Source organism: Pseudomonas sp. ML2-2023-6 (genome assembly GCF_037055265.1).
GTDB lineage: Bacteria > Pseudomonadota > Gammaproteobacteria > Pseudomonadales > Pseudomonadaceae > Aquipseudomonas > Aquipseudomonas kulmbachensis.
This window is the reverse complement of sequence record NZ_CP146347.1, coordinates 2,174,647-2,192,467: the sequence shown is the minus strand read 5'-3', so window position 1 is coordinate 2,192,467 and position 17,821 is coordinate 2,174,647. Positions and strand designations below refer to the sequence as shown.

Below are 17,821 nucleotides of genomic sequence, written 5' to 3'. Positions count from 1 at the left end.
AATGCACGCCTGTCATACTCAGTTACTGAAACGATTAAGCACCAACAAATATTGGCGAAAATTTTTCTAACATTCACCCGTTAATTGACCTTCACCCCCTGAGTAGCCCCGCCGGCACCCCCATGCCCGCTATCTCGCGCTGATTTGCACCTGCTTGAACACTGCAACTGACAGCCAGCCCTTTGGCCCGCTACAATTGCCGACTTTGTCGCAACGCTTGGAGCTCAACCTTCCGTGCCCGTCCTGCGTCTACCGAAACTCCCTGCTACGGCAGGTAAACAGCACTGGAGCAACCTGCCCGGTGCTGCCCTGAGCCTCGCGATTGCCGAGGCTGCCAGCGCCGCCAAGCGCTTCACCCTGCTCCTGACCGCCGACAGCCAAAGCGCTGAACGCCTTGAGCAAGAGCTGAGATTTTTTGCGCCCGAGTTACCGGTGCTGCATTTCCCCGACTGGGAAACCCTGCCCTACGATCTGTTCTCGCCACACCAGGACATCATCTCCCAGCGCATCGCCAGTCTGTACCGGCTGCCGGAGCTGAGCCATGGCGTTTTGGTAGTGCCGATTACCACCGCCCTACATCGCTTGGCCCCGACCAAATTTCTGCTCGGCAGCAGCCTGGTGCTGGATATCGGCCAGAAGCTGGATGTGGAGCAGATGCGCACCCGGCTTGAAGCCAGTGGCTATCGTTGCGTGGACACGGTGTATGAGCATGGCGAGTTCGCGGTACGCGGCGCATTGATCGACCTGTTTCCGATGGGCAGCAAATTGCCGTACCGGATCGACCTGTTCGATGACGAAATCGAGACGCTGCGCACTTTCGACCCGGAAACCCAGCGCTCGATCGACAAGGTCGAGTCGGTCCGCCTGTTGCCCGCCCGCGAGTTTCCGCTGCAAAAAGACGCCGTAACCCGCTTCAAGGCCCGCTTCCGTGAGCGCTTTGATGTCGACTTCCGGCGCTGCCCGATTTTCCAGGACTTGACCAGCGGCATCACCCCCGCGGGGATCGAGTACTACCTGCCGCTGTTTTTCGATGACACCTCGACCCTGTTCGATTATTTACCGGCAGACACCCAAGTATTCTCGTTGCCAGGCATTGAGCAGGCGGCCGAGAACTTCTGGTCTGACGTGCGCAACCGCTATGAAGAGCGCCGCATCGATCCTTCGCGACCATTGCTGCCACCTGCCGAGCTGTTCCTGCCGGTTGAAGACTGCTTCGCTCGCCTGAAAAACTGGCCCCGCGTGGTCGCAAGCCAAGATGACGTCGACACCGGCAGCAGCCGTGAACGCTTCCCGGCGCAAACGCTGCCCAATCTGGCGATTGAAGCCAAGGCCAATCAGCCGCTGCATGCCCTGGCGAGCTTTCTTGAGCAGTTTGATGGCCGCGTGCTGTTTACCGCCGAATCAGCCGGTCGCCGTGAAGTGCTGCTCGAACTGCTTGAGCGCCTCAAACTGCGGCCAAAAACGGTCGATAGCTGGCCCGACTTCGTTGCCAGCAAGCACCGCTTGGCCATCACTATCGCCCCGCTGGATGATGGCCTGCTACTGAACGACCCGGCGCTGGCGCTGATCGCGGAGAGCCCGTTATTCGGCCAGCGCGTGATGCAGCGCAGGCGCCGCGAGAAACGCGCAGATGCCAACAACGATGCGGTGATCAAGAACCTCACCGAGCTGCGCGAAGGCGCGCCGGTGGTTCACATCGACCATGGTGTTGGCCGCTATCAAGGCTTGGCGACGCTGGAAGTTGACAATCAGGTAGCCGAGTTCCTGACCCTGGAATACGCCGAGGGCGCCAAGTTGTATGTGCCGGTGGCCAACCTGCACCTGATCGCCCGCTATACCGGCAGTGATGATGAACTGGCGCCATTGCACCGTCTGGGCTCGGAAACCTGGCAAAAAGCCAAACGCAAAGCCGCCGAGCAAGTACGTGACGTGGCTGCCGAACTACTCGACATCTACGCCCGCCGTGCCGCTCGCGAGGGCTACGCGTTTGCCGACCCGAAAGCCGATTACGCCACTTTCAGCGCCGGCTTCGCGTTTGAAGAAACCCCGGACCAGCAAACCACCATCGAAGCCGTGCGCGCCGACATGCTGTCGCCCAAGCCGATGGACCGTCTGGTGTGCGGCGACGTGGGCTTCGGCAAAACCGAAGTGGCGATGCGCGCGGCCTTTATTGCCGTGCATGGCGGTCGTCAGGTGGCCATCCTGGTGCCCACCACCCTGCTCGCCCAGCAGCACTACAACAGCTTTCGCGACCGCTTTGCCGACTGGCCGGTAACGGTTGAGGTAATGAGCCGCTTCAAGTCAGCCAAAGAGATCAATGCCGCGGTGGCCGACCTGGCCGAAGGCAAGATCGACATCGTGATCGGCACCCACAAGCTGCTGCAAGACGACGTCAAAATCAAAAACCTCGGCCTGGTGATCATTGACGAAGAACACCGCTTCGGGGTTCGCCAGAAAGAACAGCTCAAGGCCCTGCGCAGTGAAGTCGATATCCTGACCCTCACCGCAACGCCGATCCCGCGCACGCTGAACATGGCGGTGTCGGGCATGCGCGACCTGTCGATCATCGCCACGCCACCGGCGCGCCGATTGTCGGTACGCACCTTTGTCATGGAGCAGAACAAAAGCACGGTCAAAGAGGCCCTGCTGCGTGAACTGCTGCGCGGCGGGCAGGTTTACTACCTGCACAACGATGTAAAAACCATCGAGAAATGCGCCGCCGAACTGGCCGAACTGGTACCCGAGGCACGGATCGGCATCGGTCACGGGCAGATGCGCGAACGCGAACTCGAACAGGTGATGAGCGACTTCTATCACAAGCGCTTCAACGTGCTGATCGCCTCGACCATCATCGAGACCGGGATCGACGTGCCGAGCGCCAACACCATCATTATCGAGCGCGCCGACAAGTTCGGGCTGGCGCAATTGCACCAGTTGCGCGGCCGCGTCGGGCGCAGTCACCACCAAGCCTACGCCTACCTGCTGACGCCACCACGCCAGCAAATTACCGGGGACGCGCAAAAGCGTCTGGAAGCCATCGCCAACACCCAGGACCTGGGGGCCGGTTTTGTCCTGGCCACCAACGACCTTGAAATCCGCGGCGCGGGCGAGCTGCTCGGTGACGGCCAAAGCGGCCAGATCCAGGCAGTCGGCTTTACCCTGTACATGGAAATGCTCGAACGTGCGGTCAAATCAATCCGCAAGGGCGAACAGCCCAACCTCGACCAGCCCCTGGGTGGCGGTCCGGAAATCAATCTGCGGGTGCCCGCACTGATCCCCGAGGCGTATCTGCCGGATGTACATACCCGGCTGATTCTCTACAAACGCATCGCCTCGGCCACCGACGAAGAAGGCCTGAAGGACTTGCAGGTCGAGATGATCGACCGCTTCGGCCTGCTCCCCGAGCCGACCAAGAACCTGGTGCGCATTACCTTGCTCAAGTTGCAGGCCGAGCAATTGGGCATCAAGAAAGTCGACGCCGGGCCACAGGGCGGGAGAATCGAGTTTGCGGCTGACACCCCGGTTGATCCGATGGTGCTGATCAAATTGATCCAGGGCCAACCCAACCGTTACAAATTCGAAGGCGCGACCCTGTTCAAGTTCATGGTGCCAATGGAGCGCCCAGAAGAACGCTTCAATAACATTGAGACGCTGTTTGAGCGCCTCACGCCGAAGTCGCCCTGAATGAAATACCCATGCCCCTGAGCCAGACACCCCGACTGACCAAGCCGCTCGCACCGACTTGGGTCAGTCGCTTCAAAGAACAAAGCCTTGAGCGTGGCCGCCGCTACGCCAAGGAAAACCGCGTCAGAATCGTCCAGATCGGCGACAGCATGATCAACGCCAGCTGTCAGGGCTCAGGCGAAAACACCTACCGTCAGACCATACATTTACGCGAATCCGCCAAAGGCACTCTGCTGTTGGTGGACGCAACCTGCACCTGCCCGGTACGCACCAATTGCAAGCACACCGCTGCCGTCTTATTGAAGATTGAAGAAACCTTGAACTACCCTGCCGCCGCTCAGGATGCCGAGCTTCTGGAGAAACTCCAGGCCGTACTCGACTCACGTCGCCCCAACAACCTGCCCGAGCAATTGGTCGACGATGTCCAGCCAGTGCCACGCCTGTGGCTGGCCAGCGCCGAGTTCAGCGCCTTCGAACCGCGCAACGGCAAGATGCAACGCTATATCCAGCACCGCGCCGCATTGTCGTTCAACTACTTGGACCAGTACGTCAGCGGGCAAAAAAACACCGACATTCTGCTGCGCCAGGAACAGCAGACCCTACGGATCAAACGCCAGCCAGACACCGAAAATGTCTACCGAGAGCAGTTGCGCAGCCTGGGCTTCAAAATTGCCACCCGCCAGAGCAAGGCGCTACCCGAAAGTGCCGGCGAGCTGTTTGAGCTGGTCAATGACAGTGCCTGGCTGAATTTCACCCTCAACCAGATGCAAGCCCTGCGCGAACAAGGCTGGGAGTTGCAGATCGATGAGGGCTTCGGCTTTGACCTGAGCCCGGTCGAAGACTGGTACGCCAATGTCGATGAAGCCCCGGAGCGTGACTGGTTCGACCTGGAACTGGGGATTATCGTCAACGGCCGCCACCTGAGCCTGCTGCCGATACTGCTGAACCTGATGCGCTCCCACAACGACATCCTCAACCCGGAGAAACTTGCCCGGCGCCGAGATGACGAACTGATTCTGGTAAACATTCCGGCCAACCCTGGCAGCGGCCACGGCGCGCTGCAAGTTGCCTTGCCGTTTGGGCGTTTGAAGCCAGTACTCGCAACCCTGGACGAGTTCTATCTGGGCGAGCCGGATGCCACCTCGCTGCGAATCAAAAGCGCCGACGCGCTGCGCCTCAACGCTCTGGATGCCCTGCCCTTGCGCTGGGAAGGTGGTGAGCAGATTCGCGGCTTTGCCCAGCGCCTGCGTGACATCAAGGACTTCAGCGTCGAAGTGCCCGAGGGCCTCAACGCCAACCTGCGCCCCTACCAACTCGAAGGGCTGAGCTGGATGCAGTCGCTGCGCCAGCTTGAGGTCGGTGGCGTGCTGGCTGACGACATGGGCCTGGGCAAAACCCTGCAGACCCTGGCGCATATTCTGTGCGAAAAAAACGCGGGTCGCCTGGATCGCCCGGCCATGGTGGTGATGCCCACCAGCCTGATCCCCAACTGGCTCGACGAGGCCGCGCACTTCACCCCGCAGCTCAAGGTGCTGGCGCTGTATGGCGCCACCCGCAAAAAACACTTTGCGCACCTCAATGACTACGACGTAATCCTGACCACCTACGCTTTGCTGCCCAAGGACATCGAGCACCTGGCCAAACTGCCCTTGCACTTGCTGGTGCTGGACGAAGCCCAATACATCAAGAACCCAGGCAGCAAGGCCACCCAGGCTGCCTGCGAGCTGGTTGCGCGGCAACGCCTGTGCCTGAGTGGCACACCACTGGAAAACCACTTGGGCGAGTTATGGTCGCTGTTCCACTTCCTGCTCCCCGGCTGGCTGGGCGACGTTAAAACCTTCAATCGCGACTACCGGGTGCCCATCGAACGCCAGGGCAGCGCCGAACGCCTGCAACACCTGAATGCACGGATCAAACCGTTTTTGCTGCGCCGCACCAAGGAACAGGTTGCCACCGAACTGCCGCCCAAGACCGAGATCATCCATTGGGTTGACCTCAATGAAGCGCAGCGCGATGTATACGAAACCATGCGCCTGGCGATGGACAAAAAAGTGCGCGACGAAATCACCCGCAAAGGTGTCGGGCGCAGTCAGATCATCATCCTGGAAGCGCTGCTAAAACTGCGCCAGGTCTGCTGCGACTTGCGGTTGGTCAGCGACACTGCGCCGAAAAAAGGCAGCACCTCGGGCAAGCTCGATAGCTTGATGCTGATGCTCGAAGAACTGTTTGCCGAAGGGCGGCGCATTTTGCTGTTCTCGCAGTTCACCTCGATGCTTGCCCTGATCGAAATCGAACTGAAAAAACGCAACGTCCGTTACGCCATCCTTACCGGGCAAACCCGCGACCGGCGCGCGCCGGTCAAGGACTTCCAGAGTGGCACGCTGCAAATCTTCCTGATCAGCCTCAAGGCAGGTGGCGTTGGCTTGAACCTGACTGAAGCCGACACAGTGATTCACTACGACCCGTGGTGGAACCCGGCGGCAGAAAATCAGGCTACCGACCGCGCCTACCGCATTGGCCAGGAAAAACCGGTATTTGTGTACAAGATGATTGCCCGCGGCACCGTGGAAGAGAAAATCCAGCACTTGCAGCAGGAAAAATCGGATTTGGCAGCAGGCGTACTGGACGGTCGAATCGCCGGAGACTGGAAACTCCAGGACGACGACATCGACGCCCTGTTTGCACCGTTGCCGCCTAAAACCGAGAAGCGCTGAACCCCACTGTAAAACATAAACCGGTGGATGCTCTGTTCCCTGCTCGCGAATGATCTCTGTAGATACTCTGTTCCAGGTCAAGCCCCAGTGGGAGCGAGCCTGCTCGCGAATGTTTTTCGCGAGCAGGCTCGCTCCCACGCTTGAAGTATCTCTGTAGCCGCTGACGAGTAGAACGAGGCTGCGTTCAGCTGCGCAGCAGTCGTAAATCCTGAGCACCGGATTTAATTGGCACACCGCAGCGTCTGATCTCACGACAACTACGTCGCTGATCGCAGCCTCGCTCCGCCCCTCAGCGGCTACAAAACGATTCAGGGCTGATGATCAGCCCTATACCGCCAATAATTGCTTAAGCCCTGATTGAGGGATGCCGTCAATCTATTAGCTGAGCATCCTTGAGAGCGCCCATCGCCACCAACCAACGCGGGCTCTGGCGATAATCGGTGCTGGCCCAGGCCTGGCCGCGCATGCGCGCGATCCGGGGCGACGGAGTGACCTTCAAGCGCTGCGCTGCGCTGAGGGCAAGTTCTGCGGCAGCACGGTCGTTGCACACCAGCCCCATGTCGCAACCAGCCGACAAGGCAGCCTCAATACGGCTGGCGGCATCACCCACCACGTGCGCGCCGGCCATCGACAGGTCGTCACTGAAGATCACGCCGTCAAACTGCAATTCGCCGCGCAGGATGTCCTGCAACCAGCGCCGGGAAAAACCGGCTGGCTGGCTGTCCACTTGCGGATAGATCACGTGAGCTGGCATGACAGCTGCCAGATGCTTGCTCAGACGCGCAAAAGGCACCAGGTCATGGGCGCGGATCTGCTCAAGGCTGCGCTCATCAGTCGGAATGGCGACGTGGGAATCAGCTTCTGCCCACCCATGCCCCGGAAAATGCTTACCCGTAGCAGCCATACCCGCGTCGTTCATCCCGCGAATAAAAGCCCCGGCCAATATAGCTGCGCGCTCCGGGTCGCCCTCGAACGAACGGCTGCCAACCACAGCGCTGCGCTGGTAATCCAGATCCAGCACCGGAGCAAAACTCAAGTCCAGCCCTACGGCCAGTACTTCAGTCGCCATGATCCAGCCACACTGCTCGGCCAGGTACTCGGCGTTAGGGTTATCGGCAATGGCACGCATCGCTGGCAGGCGCACAAAGCCCTGACGCAAGCGCTGCACCCGGCCGCCTTCCTGGTCAACCGCCAGCAGCAGGTCCGGGCGCAACGCACGAATCGACGCACTCAACTCACGCACCTGGCGCGGATGCTCGATATTGCGTGCAAAAATGATCAAACCACCCACTTCAGGCTGGCGCAGCAATTGCCGGTCTTCGGCCGTCAGCCAAGTACCGGCGACGTCCACCATCAAGGAGCCTTGCAAGGCAGAACTCATGGGAAATCCTTAAGAAAGAGAGTGCTCATTACCCGATCCGGATACGCGGGCACAGGCTTGCGCACCGCACTCCAGAGAGGCAGCGGAAAAATGAGAGACGGGAATAAGTCAGGGCTGGGCATGGCAGCTAGCTTAGCGGAACAAAGCTGCCACGCCCACCCGCAGCAGGTCAGACCTTGACGGTAACCGGCACGGTTTTACTGCGCGGGCGAAGCTGGGCAGAAGCCATCGCAGGATCAACAACGCCACTTTCAGCACGCATGCCTGCCGCGAGGAACGGGACCATCAGGCGCATCACCTGCTCAATTGAGGTGTTGACGCCAAAATCGGTCTCGGCGATGGCACGCAATGCCTTGATCCCCGACATGCTGAACGCCGCCGCACCCAGCATAAAGTGCACGCGCCAGAACAATTCGATAGGCGGAATTTGCGGGGCAGCTTCGTTGACCAGCAACATATAGCGGCGGAACACCTTGCCGTACATGTCTTCAATATAACGTCGCAAGTGACCTTGGCTCTGGCTGAACGCCAGCCCCAGCAAACGCATGAAAATCGACAGATCATTGCTACTGCGCGGCTGGATCACCAGTGCCTGCTCGACCAGCATTTCCAGTAACTCTTCAAGGCTGGGCCGGCCCTGAGGCTTGGCCTGACGGCGTTCCAGTTCGCGATCCAGGTTGGCGCAAAAAGGCCCCAGAAAACGCGAAAAAACCGCCTGGATCAGCGCCTTTTTCGAACCAAAATGGTAATTGACCGCCGCCAGGTTGACCCCGGCCTTGCTGGTAATCAGCCGCAATGAGGTTTCAGCAAACCCTTTTTCCGCGAACAGCTGCTCGGCAGCATCAAGGATACGTTCAACGGTTTCCGACTGGGCCATGACTACTCCGCCTGACATACATTTAAACACTTGTTTGAAACATACGTTTCAGCTTGTAAAAAGTCAAGATGACGTATTCGTTTTGCGACCGGGCGGTTTCGTATTTAACCACAGCCTCGGCCAGCCAGGCCCCACCTGATAAAGTACGGGCCGCACCGCGTATCAACGACCGTCCAGCGGACTGCTGGAAATGGGTGATTGCCAATAAGCCTTCACTGTATATAATCCCAGTCACTGTATAAAAAGACAGAGCGATCAATATGCTAAAACTGACGCCACGCCAAGCTGAGATCCTGGCCTTCATCAAGCGATGCCTGGATGACAACGGATACCCGCCCACCCGTGCCGAGATCGCACAGGAGCTGGGCTTCAAGTCCCCCAACGCCGCCGAAGAGCACCTCAAGGCCCTTGCTCGCAAGGGTGCCATCGAGATGACCCCCGGTGCCTCGCGCGGGATTCGCATCCCTGGCTTCGAAGCCAAATCTGACGAGTCAACCTTGCCCATCATCGGCCGGGTGGCTGCAGGCGCCCCGATTCTGGCGCTGGAGCATGTCGAAGAGTCGTGCAACATCAACCCGACGTTCTTCCATCCGCGAGCCGATTACCTGCTGCGGGTGCAAGGCATGAGCATGAAGGATGTCGGCATCTTCGATGGCGATCTACTTGCTGTGCACACTTGCCGTGAAGCCCGTAACGGCCAGATCGTTGTGGCCCGCATCGACGACGAAGTCACGGTAAAACGCTTCAAGCGTGAAGGCAACAAGGTCTGGCTGATTGCCGAGAACCCTGAATTCGCCCCGATTGAAGTCAACCTCAAAGACCAGGAACTGGTCATTGAAGGCTTGAGCGTCGGCGTAATTCGCCGCTAAAGGAGGCTTCATGCAGTTCCCACACACACCGCTGCCAGCACAACTCACCCTGTTCGAAGCGTTCATGGCACAACCCATGGCCCCTGCGATCAAGGACGTGCTCGACTCACCCTGGAGCGCCGAACCTGAAGTATTCAGTGAACTGTCGCTACGCGGTGCCGCCGGAAACTGCCTGAACCTGCTTGCTCCCATGCTGCGCGAACTTAGCGAGCAACAAAATGCCCGCTGGCTGACACTGATCGCACCGCCTGCAAGCCTGACTCAAAGCTGGTTACGCGACGCCGGGCTGAACCGCGAGCGTATCTTGCTGCTGCAGCCCAACGGCAATAAAAGCGCCTTGCAACTCACCTGCGAAGCGCTGCGCCTGGGTCGCAGTCACACCGTGGTGAGCTGGATCAACCCACTGAACAGCGCAGCACGCCAACAGTTGATCAGCGCAGCACGCACAGGCCACGGGCAAAGCTTGAATATTCGCTTGGGCTAAAACCTGGCGCCGCCACAGGGCCAGTGCAGAACGCAATGGCCTGGCTGTGGCACACGGTTCAGGGCCGCTTAATGAAGAATGCGCGGCCCATCGTCTTTTTCGAGGTCGCCTTCGGCCAGTCGACCCGCCATTTGCACACCAACGCTGAGCATGGCTTTGGCCACCTCTACGTGCTGACCCTGAAGAAATGCCTTGGCATCTTCAGAAAAATTCAGCGTTACCAAAGACCCTTCGTCTTCAGCACGGCGCAACTCGATGCGGCCGTCTGGCAACTCGACAATTTCTAGAAAGGACGTTGGCATATAAATTTGTTCTCCACGAAAGCGCGGGAGTATATCAGCCATCCCGTGGAAAATTCCCGGGATCTGTAGCGCTTTGCATTACAGACTGATGAATGACTGTACCGTTTCGGTTTAGACCTTTAACACTCATTGAGTCCGTCACGAAACCGGATAGCCAGACCTTTAAGGTTCTGACGCCACTCCTCCATTGTTTCGCGGCTCAACGCCTGGGGCGCCTCGTCTTCCAGGTTGACCGCAACGATCAAAGGCTGGAACACATCCGCCTTGACCTTTTTCGGCGCCTGCAGCGGCTGATACAGCGCGGCATGGGTGGCCACCAGCTGCGCCAGCCAGGTCTGCGGCGCTTGCGCCAACTCAACCAGCTCTGCGAGCTCAGGAATAGCCTTCTGATCAAGCACTTGCTGAGTGAGCAGCAACTCGACCCGAGGTGCATTGGCCTGGGGCAGGCGATAAAAGCCCGCTATCTCGTGACACAAACCCAGCAGCGCGCCATACAAATGAAACACCGCCGACTCGCGCTCAGCCTGAACCAGAGCCTGAGCATTCATGGCTCGCCCCTCCCCCGCCTTGTTCATCGCCTCAAGGGCCAGGCCTGCAAAATAGATCTTCTGATTAGTGCGGGTATAGAGTTCGTGAGCCATGCGGGCGCTCCACAGCGAAAGGGTAAAGGCAGGTTGTGCAGTCTCAGGGATCAGGCTGTGCTGGCGCAAGGACTAACAACCCTCTGTAGCAGCTGCCGAAGGAACGAGGCTGCGTTCGGCGGCGCAGCCGTCGTAAAACCAGAGGCCGCAATCTACCTGAGAGGCCGCATGCTCAGGTTTTACGACCGCTTCGCGCTCGAACGCAGCCTCGTTCCTTCGGCAGCTGCTACAAGGCCTTGCACCAACAAAAAACCGCGCAAGGCATGCAGCCCTTGCGCGGTTTTTTATTCAGCTACCAGCTCGGATCAAGCGTCTTTTTCTTTACGCTTGTCTTCTACCTTCCAGCTATTACCGTCGTAGAACGCACGCCAGCCAGTCGGCTTGCCGTCTACTTCCGTCTGCACGTACTGCTCTTTCGTCTTGCGACTGTAGCGAATCACTGCAGGGCGGCCATCCGGGTCTTTCTTCGGCGCTTCACACAAGAAGTGGTACTTGGGATCAATCTCGTCCTTGTGCGGAACAATCTCGATCACCAGCGGCGCACGGGTCTCGCGGTTTTTCGGGAACTGGCTCGCGGCCAGGAACAACCCCGAAGCACCGTCACGCAGGATATACGTGTCGTTGACCTTCTCGCACTTCAGCTCCGGCATTTTCACCGGGTCCATTTTCGGCGGCGCAGCTTCACCGCTTTTCAGCAGCTTGCGGGTGTTTTTGCATTCTGCATTGGTGCAGCCGAAGAACTTGCCGAAACGGCCGGTTTTTAGCTGCATCTCGCTGCCGCACTTGTCGCATTCAAGGCTCGGACCTTCGTAGCCCTTGATGCGATAGTTACCTTCTTCGATTTCGTAGCCCACGCAATCCGGGTTGTTACCGCAGATGTGCAGCTTGTGCTTCTCATCCAGCAGGTAAGCATCCATCGCCGTGCTGCAAATCGGGCAACGGTGTTTGCCCAACAGCACCAAGGATTCGGACTCGCCTTCGTCGTCCGCAGCGATTTCGTCGCCCGGCACCAGGTTGACGGTGGCCTTGCAACGCTCTTTAGGCGGCAGGCTGTAACCCGAGCAACCCAGGAATACACCGGTAGAAGCCGTGCGAATCTGCATCGGACGACCGCATTCCTTGCATGGAATATCAGTCATCACTGGCTGGTTGGCACGCATCCCGCCTTCCGGCGCCGCCGCTACTTCAAGCTTCTTCTTGAAGTCGCCGTAGAACTCGTCCAGCACGTTTTTCCAGTCGCGCTCGCCCTGAGCCACATCGTCGAGGTTCTCTTCCATACCGGCCGTGAAGCCGTAGTCCATCAGGTCGGAGAAGCTCTCGGACAAGCGCTCAGTAACGATGTCACCCATTTTTTCGGAGTAGAAGCGGCGGTTATGCAACGCCACGTAACCACGATCCTGAATGGTCCCGATGATCGCGGCGTAGGTCGAAGGACGACCAATACCGCGCTTTTCCATCTCTTTTACCAAGCTGGCTTCAGAGTAACGCGCAGGCGGCTTGGTGAAATGCTGGCTCGGATCAAGTTCGATCAGTTTCAGCACGTCGCCCTGGACCATGTCCGGCAGTACGTCATCGTCGCCCGGTTTGGCAATTTGCGGCATCACACGGGTGTAACCGTCGAATTTCAGAATGCGGCCCTTGGCACGCAGCTCGAAATCACCGGCAGCCACACTGACAGTGGTCGACAGGTATTTGGCCGGTAGCATCTGGCAAGCCACGAATTGGCGCCAGATCAGCTCGTAAAGGCGCTCAGCGTCGCGCTCCATGCCCGACAGCTTGCTCGGGTGCATGTTTACGTCAGAAGGACGAATCGCTTCGTGAGCCTCCTGTGCGCCTTCCTTGCTGCTATAGACGTTCGGTGCTGGCGGCAGGTAGTCCGCGCCAAACTCGCCTTCGATGTAGGTACGCGCCATCTCGACTGCATCAACCGACAGGTTGGTGGAGTCAGTACGCATGTACGTGATGTAGCCCGCTTCGTACAAGCGCTGAGCCATCATCATGGTTTTCTTCACCCCGTAGCCCAGACGATTGCTCGCGGCCTGTTGCAGGGTGGAGGTGATGAACGGTGCCGACGGCTTGCTACTGGTCGGCTTGTCTTCACGCTTGACGATGCTGTAGTTCGAAGCCTTGAGCTTCTCCAGCGCCGCCATGGCCTGAGCTTCGTTCAGCGGCTTGAACGCCTCGCCTTTTTCACGGGCGACGTCGAAGCGCACTTTCGCACCCTTGGCAGTACCAAGGTCGGCGTGAATTTCCCAGTACTCTTCAGGGTTGAACGCACGAATCTCGCGCTCACGCTCAACCACCAGCTTCACGGCGACCGATTGCACACGGCCAGCCGACAGGCCACGGGCAACCTTGGCCCACAGCAGCGGTGAAACCATGTAACCCACTACGCGGTCGAGAAAGCGGCGTGCCTGTTGGGCGTTAACCCGGTTGATATCCAGCTCACCCGGCTTGGAGAAGGCTTCCTGAATCGCCTTCTTGGTGATTTCGTTGAACACCACGCGCTTGTAGCGGCTGTCATCACCACCAATGGCTTCGCGCAGGTGCCAGGCAATGGCTTCCCCCTCGCGATCCAAGTCGGTTGCGAGATAGATGGTGTCAGCATCCTTGGCGAGCCGGCGCAGCTCTTCGATGACCTTTTCCTTGCCGGGCAGGATCTCGTACTTGGCTTTCCAGCCATGTTCGGGATCGACGCCCATGCGCGAGATCAGCTGCTTTTGAGCCTTCTCTTTTGGCGACAGGGCCGGCGCTTCGCCCGCCGCTGCCTTGCCACGCTTGGCAGCCGGTTCTTTGCTGGCGCTAGCCGAACCGCTGGTGGGCAGGTCTCGGATATGGCCGATACTCGACTTCACCACGTACTCGTTACCCAAGTACTTGTTGATGGTCTTGGCCTTAGCCGGGGATTCCACAATGACCAGCGATTTGCCCATGGATCAGAAAATTCCTGAATTCTAGAAGTGAAAGGCGGTTCGCGCCTGACGCGGCACCGCTATATATAGTGGCTACAAGGTGAGGTCAAGCACAGGGTTCTGCGCGACCTTGCCTTATGGCCGGGAAAAAAGGCTGGTTTCGGCCTGAATCAGGGCAAAGCGCGGGACTTGTTCACCCTCGACGATGACTGACTCCAGGAACATGCTCAGCGGGCGCACCCAAAAGCCGTAATCGCCATACAGGGCTTGGTAGAACACTACGTCCTCTTCGGTTTCAGAATGGCGAGCCACACTGAATACCCGATATTGCGGGCCTTTGTAGTGCTGATAGAGCCCAGGTTGTAGCGGCATGTTGCGGCCCCTCTGCAAATAAAAAAATAAACTCGCTTAAAAACAAAAACCGGGGCACAAGGCCCCGGCTTCCATCAACGCAACGCTTAGACGCGTTCGAAGACGGTGGCAATGCCCTGGCCAAGACCAATGCACATGGTGGACAACCCGAAGGTACCGCCATTTTGCTTCATTACATTGAGCAAAGTGCCGGAGATACGCGCACCTGAACAACCAAACGGGTGACCCAGAGCGATGGCACCGCCGTGCAGGTTAACCTTCTCATTCATCTTGTCGAGCACTTTCAAATCTTTCAGCACTGGCAGAGCCTGTGCAGCGAAAGCTTCGTTAAGCTCGATGAAGTCGATATCGGCCATATTCAAGCCCGCACGCTTCAATGCTTTTTGTGTAGCCGGTACTGGACCATAGCCCATGATCGCTGGATCCACACCGGCAACCGCCATCGAGCGGATGACTGCCAACGGCTCCAGACCCAAGTCTTTGGCACGCTGGGCAGACATCACGATCATGCACGAAGCACCATCGGTGATTTGCGACGAAGTGCCTGCAGTCACGGTGCCGCCTTTAGGGTTGAACGCAGGTTTCAACGCCGCCAGGCTTTCCAGGGTGGTATCTGGACGAATGGTTTCATCGTAGTCGAAAACTTTCAGGAAACCGTTTTCGTCATAACCCTGCATCGGGATGATTTCGTCCTTGAACTTGCCTTCTACCGTCGCCTTGTGGGCGAGTTGGTGAGAACGCACGGCAAAGGCATCCTGTTGCTCACGGGTAATACCGTGCATCTTGCCCAGCATTTCCGCGGTCAAACCCATCATGCCCGAGGCTTTTGCCGCGTACAGCGACATGTGCGGGTTAGGGTCAACGCCGTGCATCATGCTCACGTGGCCCATATGCTCGACGCCGCCAACCACGAACACGTCACCATTACCGGTCATGATCGCTTGCGCTGCAGTGTGCAGGGCGCTCATGGACGAGCCGCACAGGCGGCTCACGGTCTGCGCAGCAGAGGTGTGCGGGATCTGGGTCATCAGCGACGCCATGCGCGCGATGTTCCAGCCCTGCTCCAGGGTCTGGTTTACACAGCCCCAGATCACGTCTTCCACTTCGCCCGGGTCAACCTTGTTGTTGCGCTCCAGCACTTTGCTGATCAAGTGCGCAGACATGTCTTCAGCACGGGTGTTGCGGTGCATGCCACCCTTGGAGCGGCCCATCGGGGTGCGACCGAAGTCTACAATCACCACGTCTCTAGGATTCAAGCTCATAATTTCACTCTCACTCTAATGGGGCGCTTAACCGAAGAAGCTCTGGCCGTTTTTGGCCATCTCACGCAGCTTCGCCGTCGGGTGGTACAGCGCGCCCAGTTCAGCGTACTGATCAGCCAGTGCTACAAACTCTGCAACACCGATCGAGTCGATGTAGCGCAGAGCGCCGCCACGGAACAGCGGGAAGCCAATACCGTACACCAGGCCCATGTCGGCCTCGGCTGCAGTTTCAACGATACCGTCTTCCAGGCAACGCACGGTTTCCAGGCACAACGGGATCATCATCCAGTTGATGATGTCTTCGTCGCTCACGTCGCGCTGCTCGTAAACGATCGGCTTGAGTACTTCAAGCACGCTCGAATCAACCACTTTCTTCTGCTTGCCGCGTTTGTCTTCTTCGTAGGCGTAGAAGCCCTTGCCGTTCTTCTGACCCAGGCGCTTGGCCTCGTACAGAGCGTCAATCGCCGAACGACGGTCGTCTTTCATACGGTCCGGGAAGCCTTCAGCCATCACGTCACGACCGTGGTGGCCGGTGTCGATACCGACCACGTCCATCAGGTACGCCGGGCCCATTGGCCAGCCGAATTTTTCCATGACCTTGTCGATGCGCACGAAGTCGACACCGGCGCTGACCAGCTTGGCAAAACCGCCGAAGTACGGGAACAGCACACGGTTGACCAAGAAGCCCGGGCAGTCGTTAACTACGATCGGGTTTTTACCCATTTTCTTGGCATAGGCAACGGTGGTTGCTACAGCCAGATCGCTGGACTTCTCACCGCGAATCACTTCCACCAGGGGCATCATGTGCACCGGGTTAAAGAAGTGCATGCCGACGAAGTTTTCCGGACGCTTGAGGGCTTTGGCCAACAGGCTGATGGAAATGGTCGAGGTGTTGGAAGCCAGAATGGCGTCTTCGCGAACGTGATTTTCCACTTCCGCCAGTACGGCTTGCTTGACCTTCGGGTTCTCGACTACCGCTTCGACCACCAGGTCGACGTTGCCGAAATCGCCATAAGACAGCGTAGGACGAATGCCATTCAGCACTTCGGCCATTTTCGCTGGGGTCATGCGACCCTTGTCAACGCGACCTACCAGCAGCTTGGCGGCTTCAGCCAGCCCTTGCTCGATGCCGTGCTCGTTGATGTCTTTCATCAGGATCGGCGTACCTTTGGAAGCCGACTGATAGGCAATACCGCCCCCCATGATGCCAGCGCCCAGAACGGCAGCCTGCTTCACGTCTTTGGCGATCTTGTCGTAGATTTTTGCTTTTTTCTTCAGTTCCTGATCGTTCAGGAACAAACCGATCAAGCATTGCGAAGCTGAGGTCTTGGCCAGTTTGGCAAAACCTGCGGCTTCCACTTCCAGCGCCTTGTCACGACCGAAGTTCGCGGCTTTCTGGATAGTCTTGATTGCTTCAACCGGTGCCGGGTAGTTCGGACCCGCCTGACCAGCTACAAAACCTTTGGCGGTTTCGAAAGCCATCATTTGTTCGATTGCGTTGAGCTTGAGCTTTTCCAGCTTCGGCTGGCGCTTGGCCTTGTAGTCCAGCTCGCCACTGATGGCACGCTTGATCAGGTCCAGCGCGGCAGCGCCCAGCTTGTCAGCAGTCACCACAGCATCGACGGCGCTGACTTTCAGAGCATCTTCGGCGCGGTTTTCTTTGCCCGAGGCAATCCACTCAACCGCGTTATCAACGCCGATCAGACGCGGCAGGCGCACGGTGCCGCCAAAGCCTGGGTAGATGCCCAGCTTGACTTCCGGCAGGCCGATTTTTGCGCTATCAGCCATGACCCGGAAGTCAGCAGCCAGACACATTTCCAGACCGCCGCCCAACGCGATGCCATTGATGGCCGCGACGGTAGGCACATTGAGGTCTTCGAAATCACTGAAGATCTTGTTGGCTTCCAGGTTGCCAGCGATCAGCTCGGCATCCGGCAATTTGAAGTTTTCGACGAATTCGGTGATGTCGGCGCCGACGATAAACACGTCTTTACCGCTGGAAACGATGACGCCCTTGACCGAAGCGTCTGCCTTGATCGCATCTACCGCCTGACGCAATTCGTTCAGGGTTAGACGGTTGAACTTGTTGACGGACTCACCCTTGAGGTCGAACTTCAGTTCGACGATGCCACTTTCAAGAGCCGTAACCGTGATGGCTTTACCTTCGTAAATCATCAACTGATCTCCAGGATATGGAAGCTGAACAGTACACGTCGCACGCCTGCGTCTGGCTGTCATTGACCTTTGCGTCAAGGTTGATGCCAATACGCCAGACACACCCGCCAACGCGATAATCGGGGTTGAATGAGAGTCGTCTGACATG

At 58.3% G+C, this 17,821-nt stretch carries 12 protein-coding genes; 4 read left to right on the top strand and 8 right to left on the bottom strand.

The genetic code is table 11. From position 1 onward, the window contains the following. Positions 1-234 precede the first annotated feature (234 nt). Both mfd and V6L79_RS10155 read left to right on the top strand, forming a co-directional pair. The gene (gene mfd, locus V6L79_RS10160) at positions 235-3,684 is read left to right on the top strand and encodes a transcription-repair coupling factor (protein ID WP_338580147.1); all 3,450 of its coding nucleotides are present in this window, start codon (positions 235-237) and stop codon (positions 3,682-3,684) included. A gap of 11 nt (positions 3,685-3,695) precedes the next feature. Beyond that, entirely contained in the window at positions 3,696-6,398 is a 2,703-nt protein-coding gene (locus V6L79_RS10155; protein WP_321836028.1) for a DEAD/DEAH box helicase, read from the top strand. Positions 6,399-6,768: 370 nt separating this feature from the next. Here the strand turns inward: V6L79_RS10155 and nagZ are convergent, their stop codons facing one another. Then, positions 6,769-7,767, bottom strand: a complete 999-nt coding sequence (nagZ, locus tag V6L79_RS10150) for a beta-N-acetylhexosaminidase (RefSeq protein ID WP_338580309.1) — start codon at positions 7,765-7,767, stop codon at positions 6,769-6,771. A 181-nt stretch (positions 7,768-7,948) separates the two neighbouring features. Then, complete coding sequence (locus tag V6L79_RS10145; protein WP_338580146.1) at positions 7,949-8,656, bottom strand: TetR family transcriptional regulator; 708 nt, start codon at positions 8,654-8,656, stop codon at positions 7,949-7,951. A gap of 260 nt (positions 8,657-8,916) precedes the next feature. On the opposite strand from V6L79_RS10145, the gene lexA reads away from it, so the two are divergent. Further along, a complete protein-coding gene (gene lexA / locus V6L79_RS10140; RefSeq protein WP_019827486.1) occupies positions 8,917-9,525 on the top strand; it encodes a transcriptional repressor LexA in 609 nt (202 codons plus the stop codon). 10 nt (positions 9,526-9,535) lie between these two features. Continuing rightward, the gene (gene sulA / locus V6L79_RS10135) at positions 9,536-10,009 is read left to right on the top strand and encodes an SOS-induced cell division inhibitor SulA (RefSeq protein ID WP_261741449.1); all 474 of its coding nucleotides are present in this window, start codon (positions 9,536-9,538) and stop codon (positions 10,007-10,009) included. 68 nt (positions 10,010-10,077) lie between these two features. On the opposite strand, the gene V6L79_RS10130 is transcribed toward sulA, so the two are convergent. From V6L79_RS10130 to fadB, 6 genes are all read right to left on the bottom strand, one after another. Beyond that, positions 10,078-10,311 carry a hypothetical protein gene (locus V6L79_RS10130; RefSeq protein ID WP_261741448.1) on the bottom strand — a complete coding sequence of 78 codons (234 nt, stop codon included), beginning with the start codon at positions 10,309-10,311 and terminating at the stop codon, positions 10,078-10,080. A 119-nt stretch (positions 10,312-10,430) separates the two neighbouring features. Then, positions 10,431-10,952, bottom strand: a complete 522-nt coding sequence (locus V6L79_RS10125) for a DUF6586 family protein (RefSeq protein ID WP_261741447.1) — start codon at positions 10,950-10,952, stop codon at positions 10,431-10,433. Positions 10,953-11,257: 305 nt separating this feature from the next. Then, the gene (gene topA / locus V6L79_RS10120) at positions 11,258-13,885 is read right to left on the bottom strand and encodes a type I DNA topoisomerase (RefSeq protein WP_321836026.1); all 2,628 of its coding nucleotides are present in this window, start codon (positions 13,883-13,885) and stop codon (positions 11,258-11,260) included. A gap of 114 nt (positions 13,886-13,999) precedes the next feature. Beyond that, entirely contained in the window at positions 14,000-14,236 is a 237-nt protein-coding gene (locus V6L79_RS10115) for a DUF1653 domain-containing protein (protein WP_261741445.1), read from the bottom strand. Between the two features lie 86 nt (positions 14,237-14,322). Then, positions 14,323-15,498 carry an acetyl-CoA C-acyltransferase FadA gene (fadA, locus tag V6L79_RS10110; RefSeq protein WP_261741444.1) on the bottom strand — a complete coding sequence of 392 codons (1,176 nt, stop codon included), beginning with the start codon at positions 15,496-15,498 and terminating at the stop codon, positions 14,323-14,325. A gap of 27 nt (positions 15,499-15,525) precedes the next feature. After that, positions 15,526-17,673: a fatty acid oxidation complex subunit alpha FadB gene (gene fadB, locus V6L79_RS10105; protein ID WP_261741443.1), complete on the bottom strand. Its 2,148-nt coding sequence runs from the start codon at positions 17,671-17,673 to the stop codon at positions 15,526-15,528. Positions 17,674-17,821 lie beyond the last annotated feature (148 nt).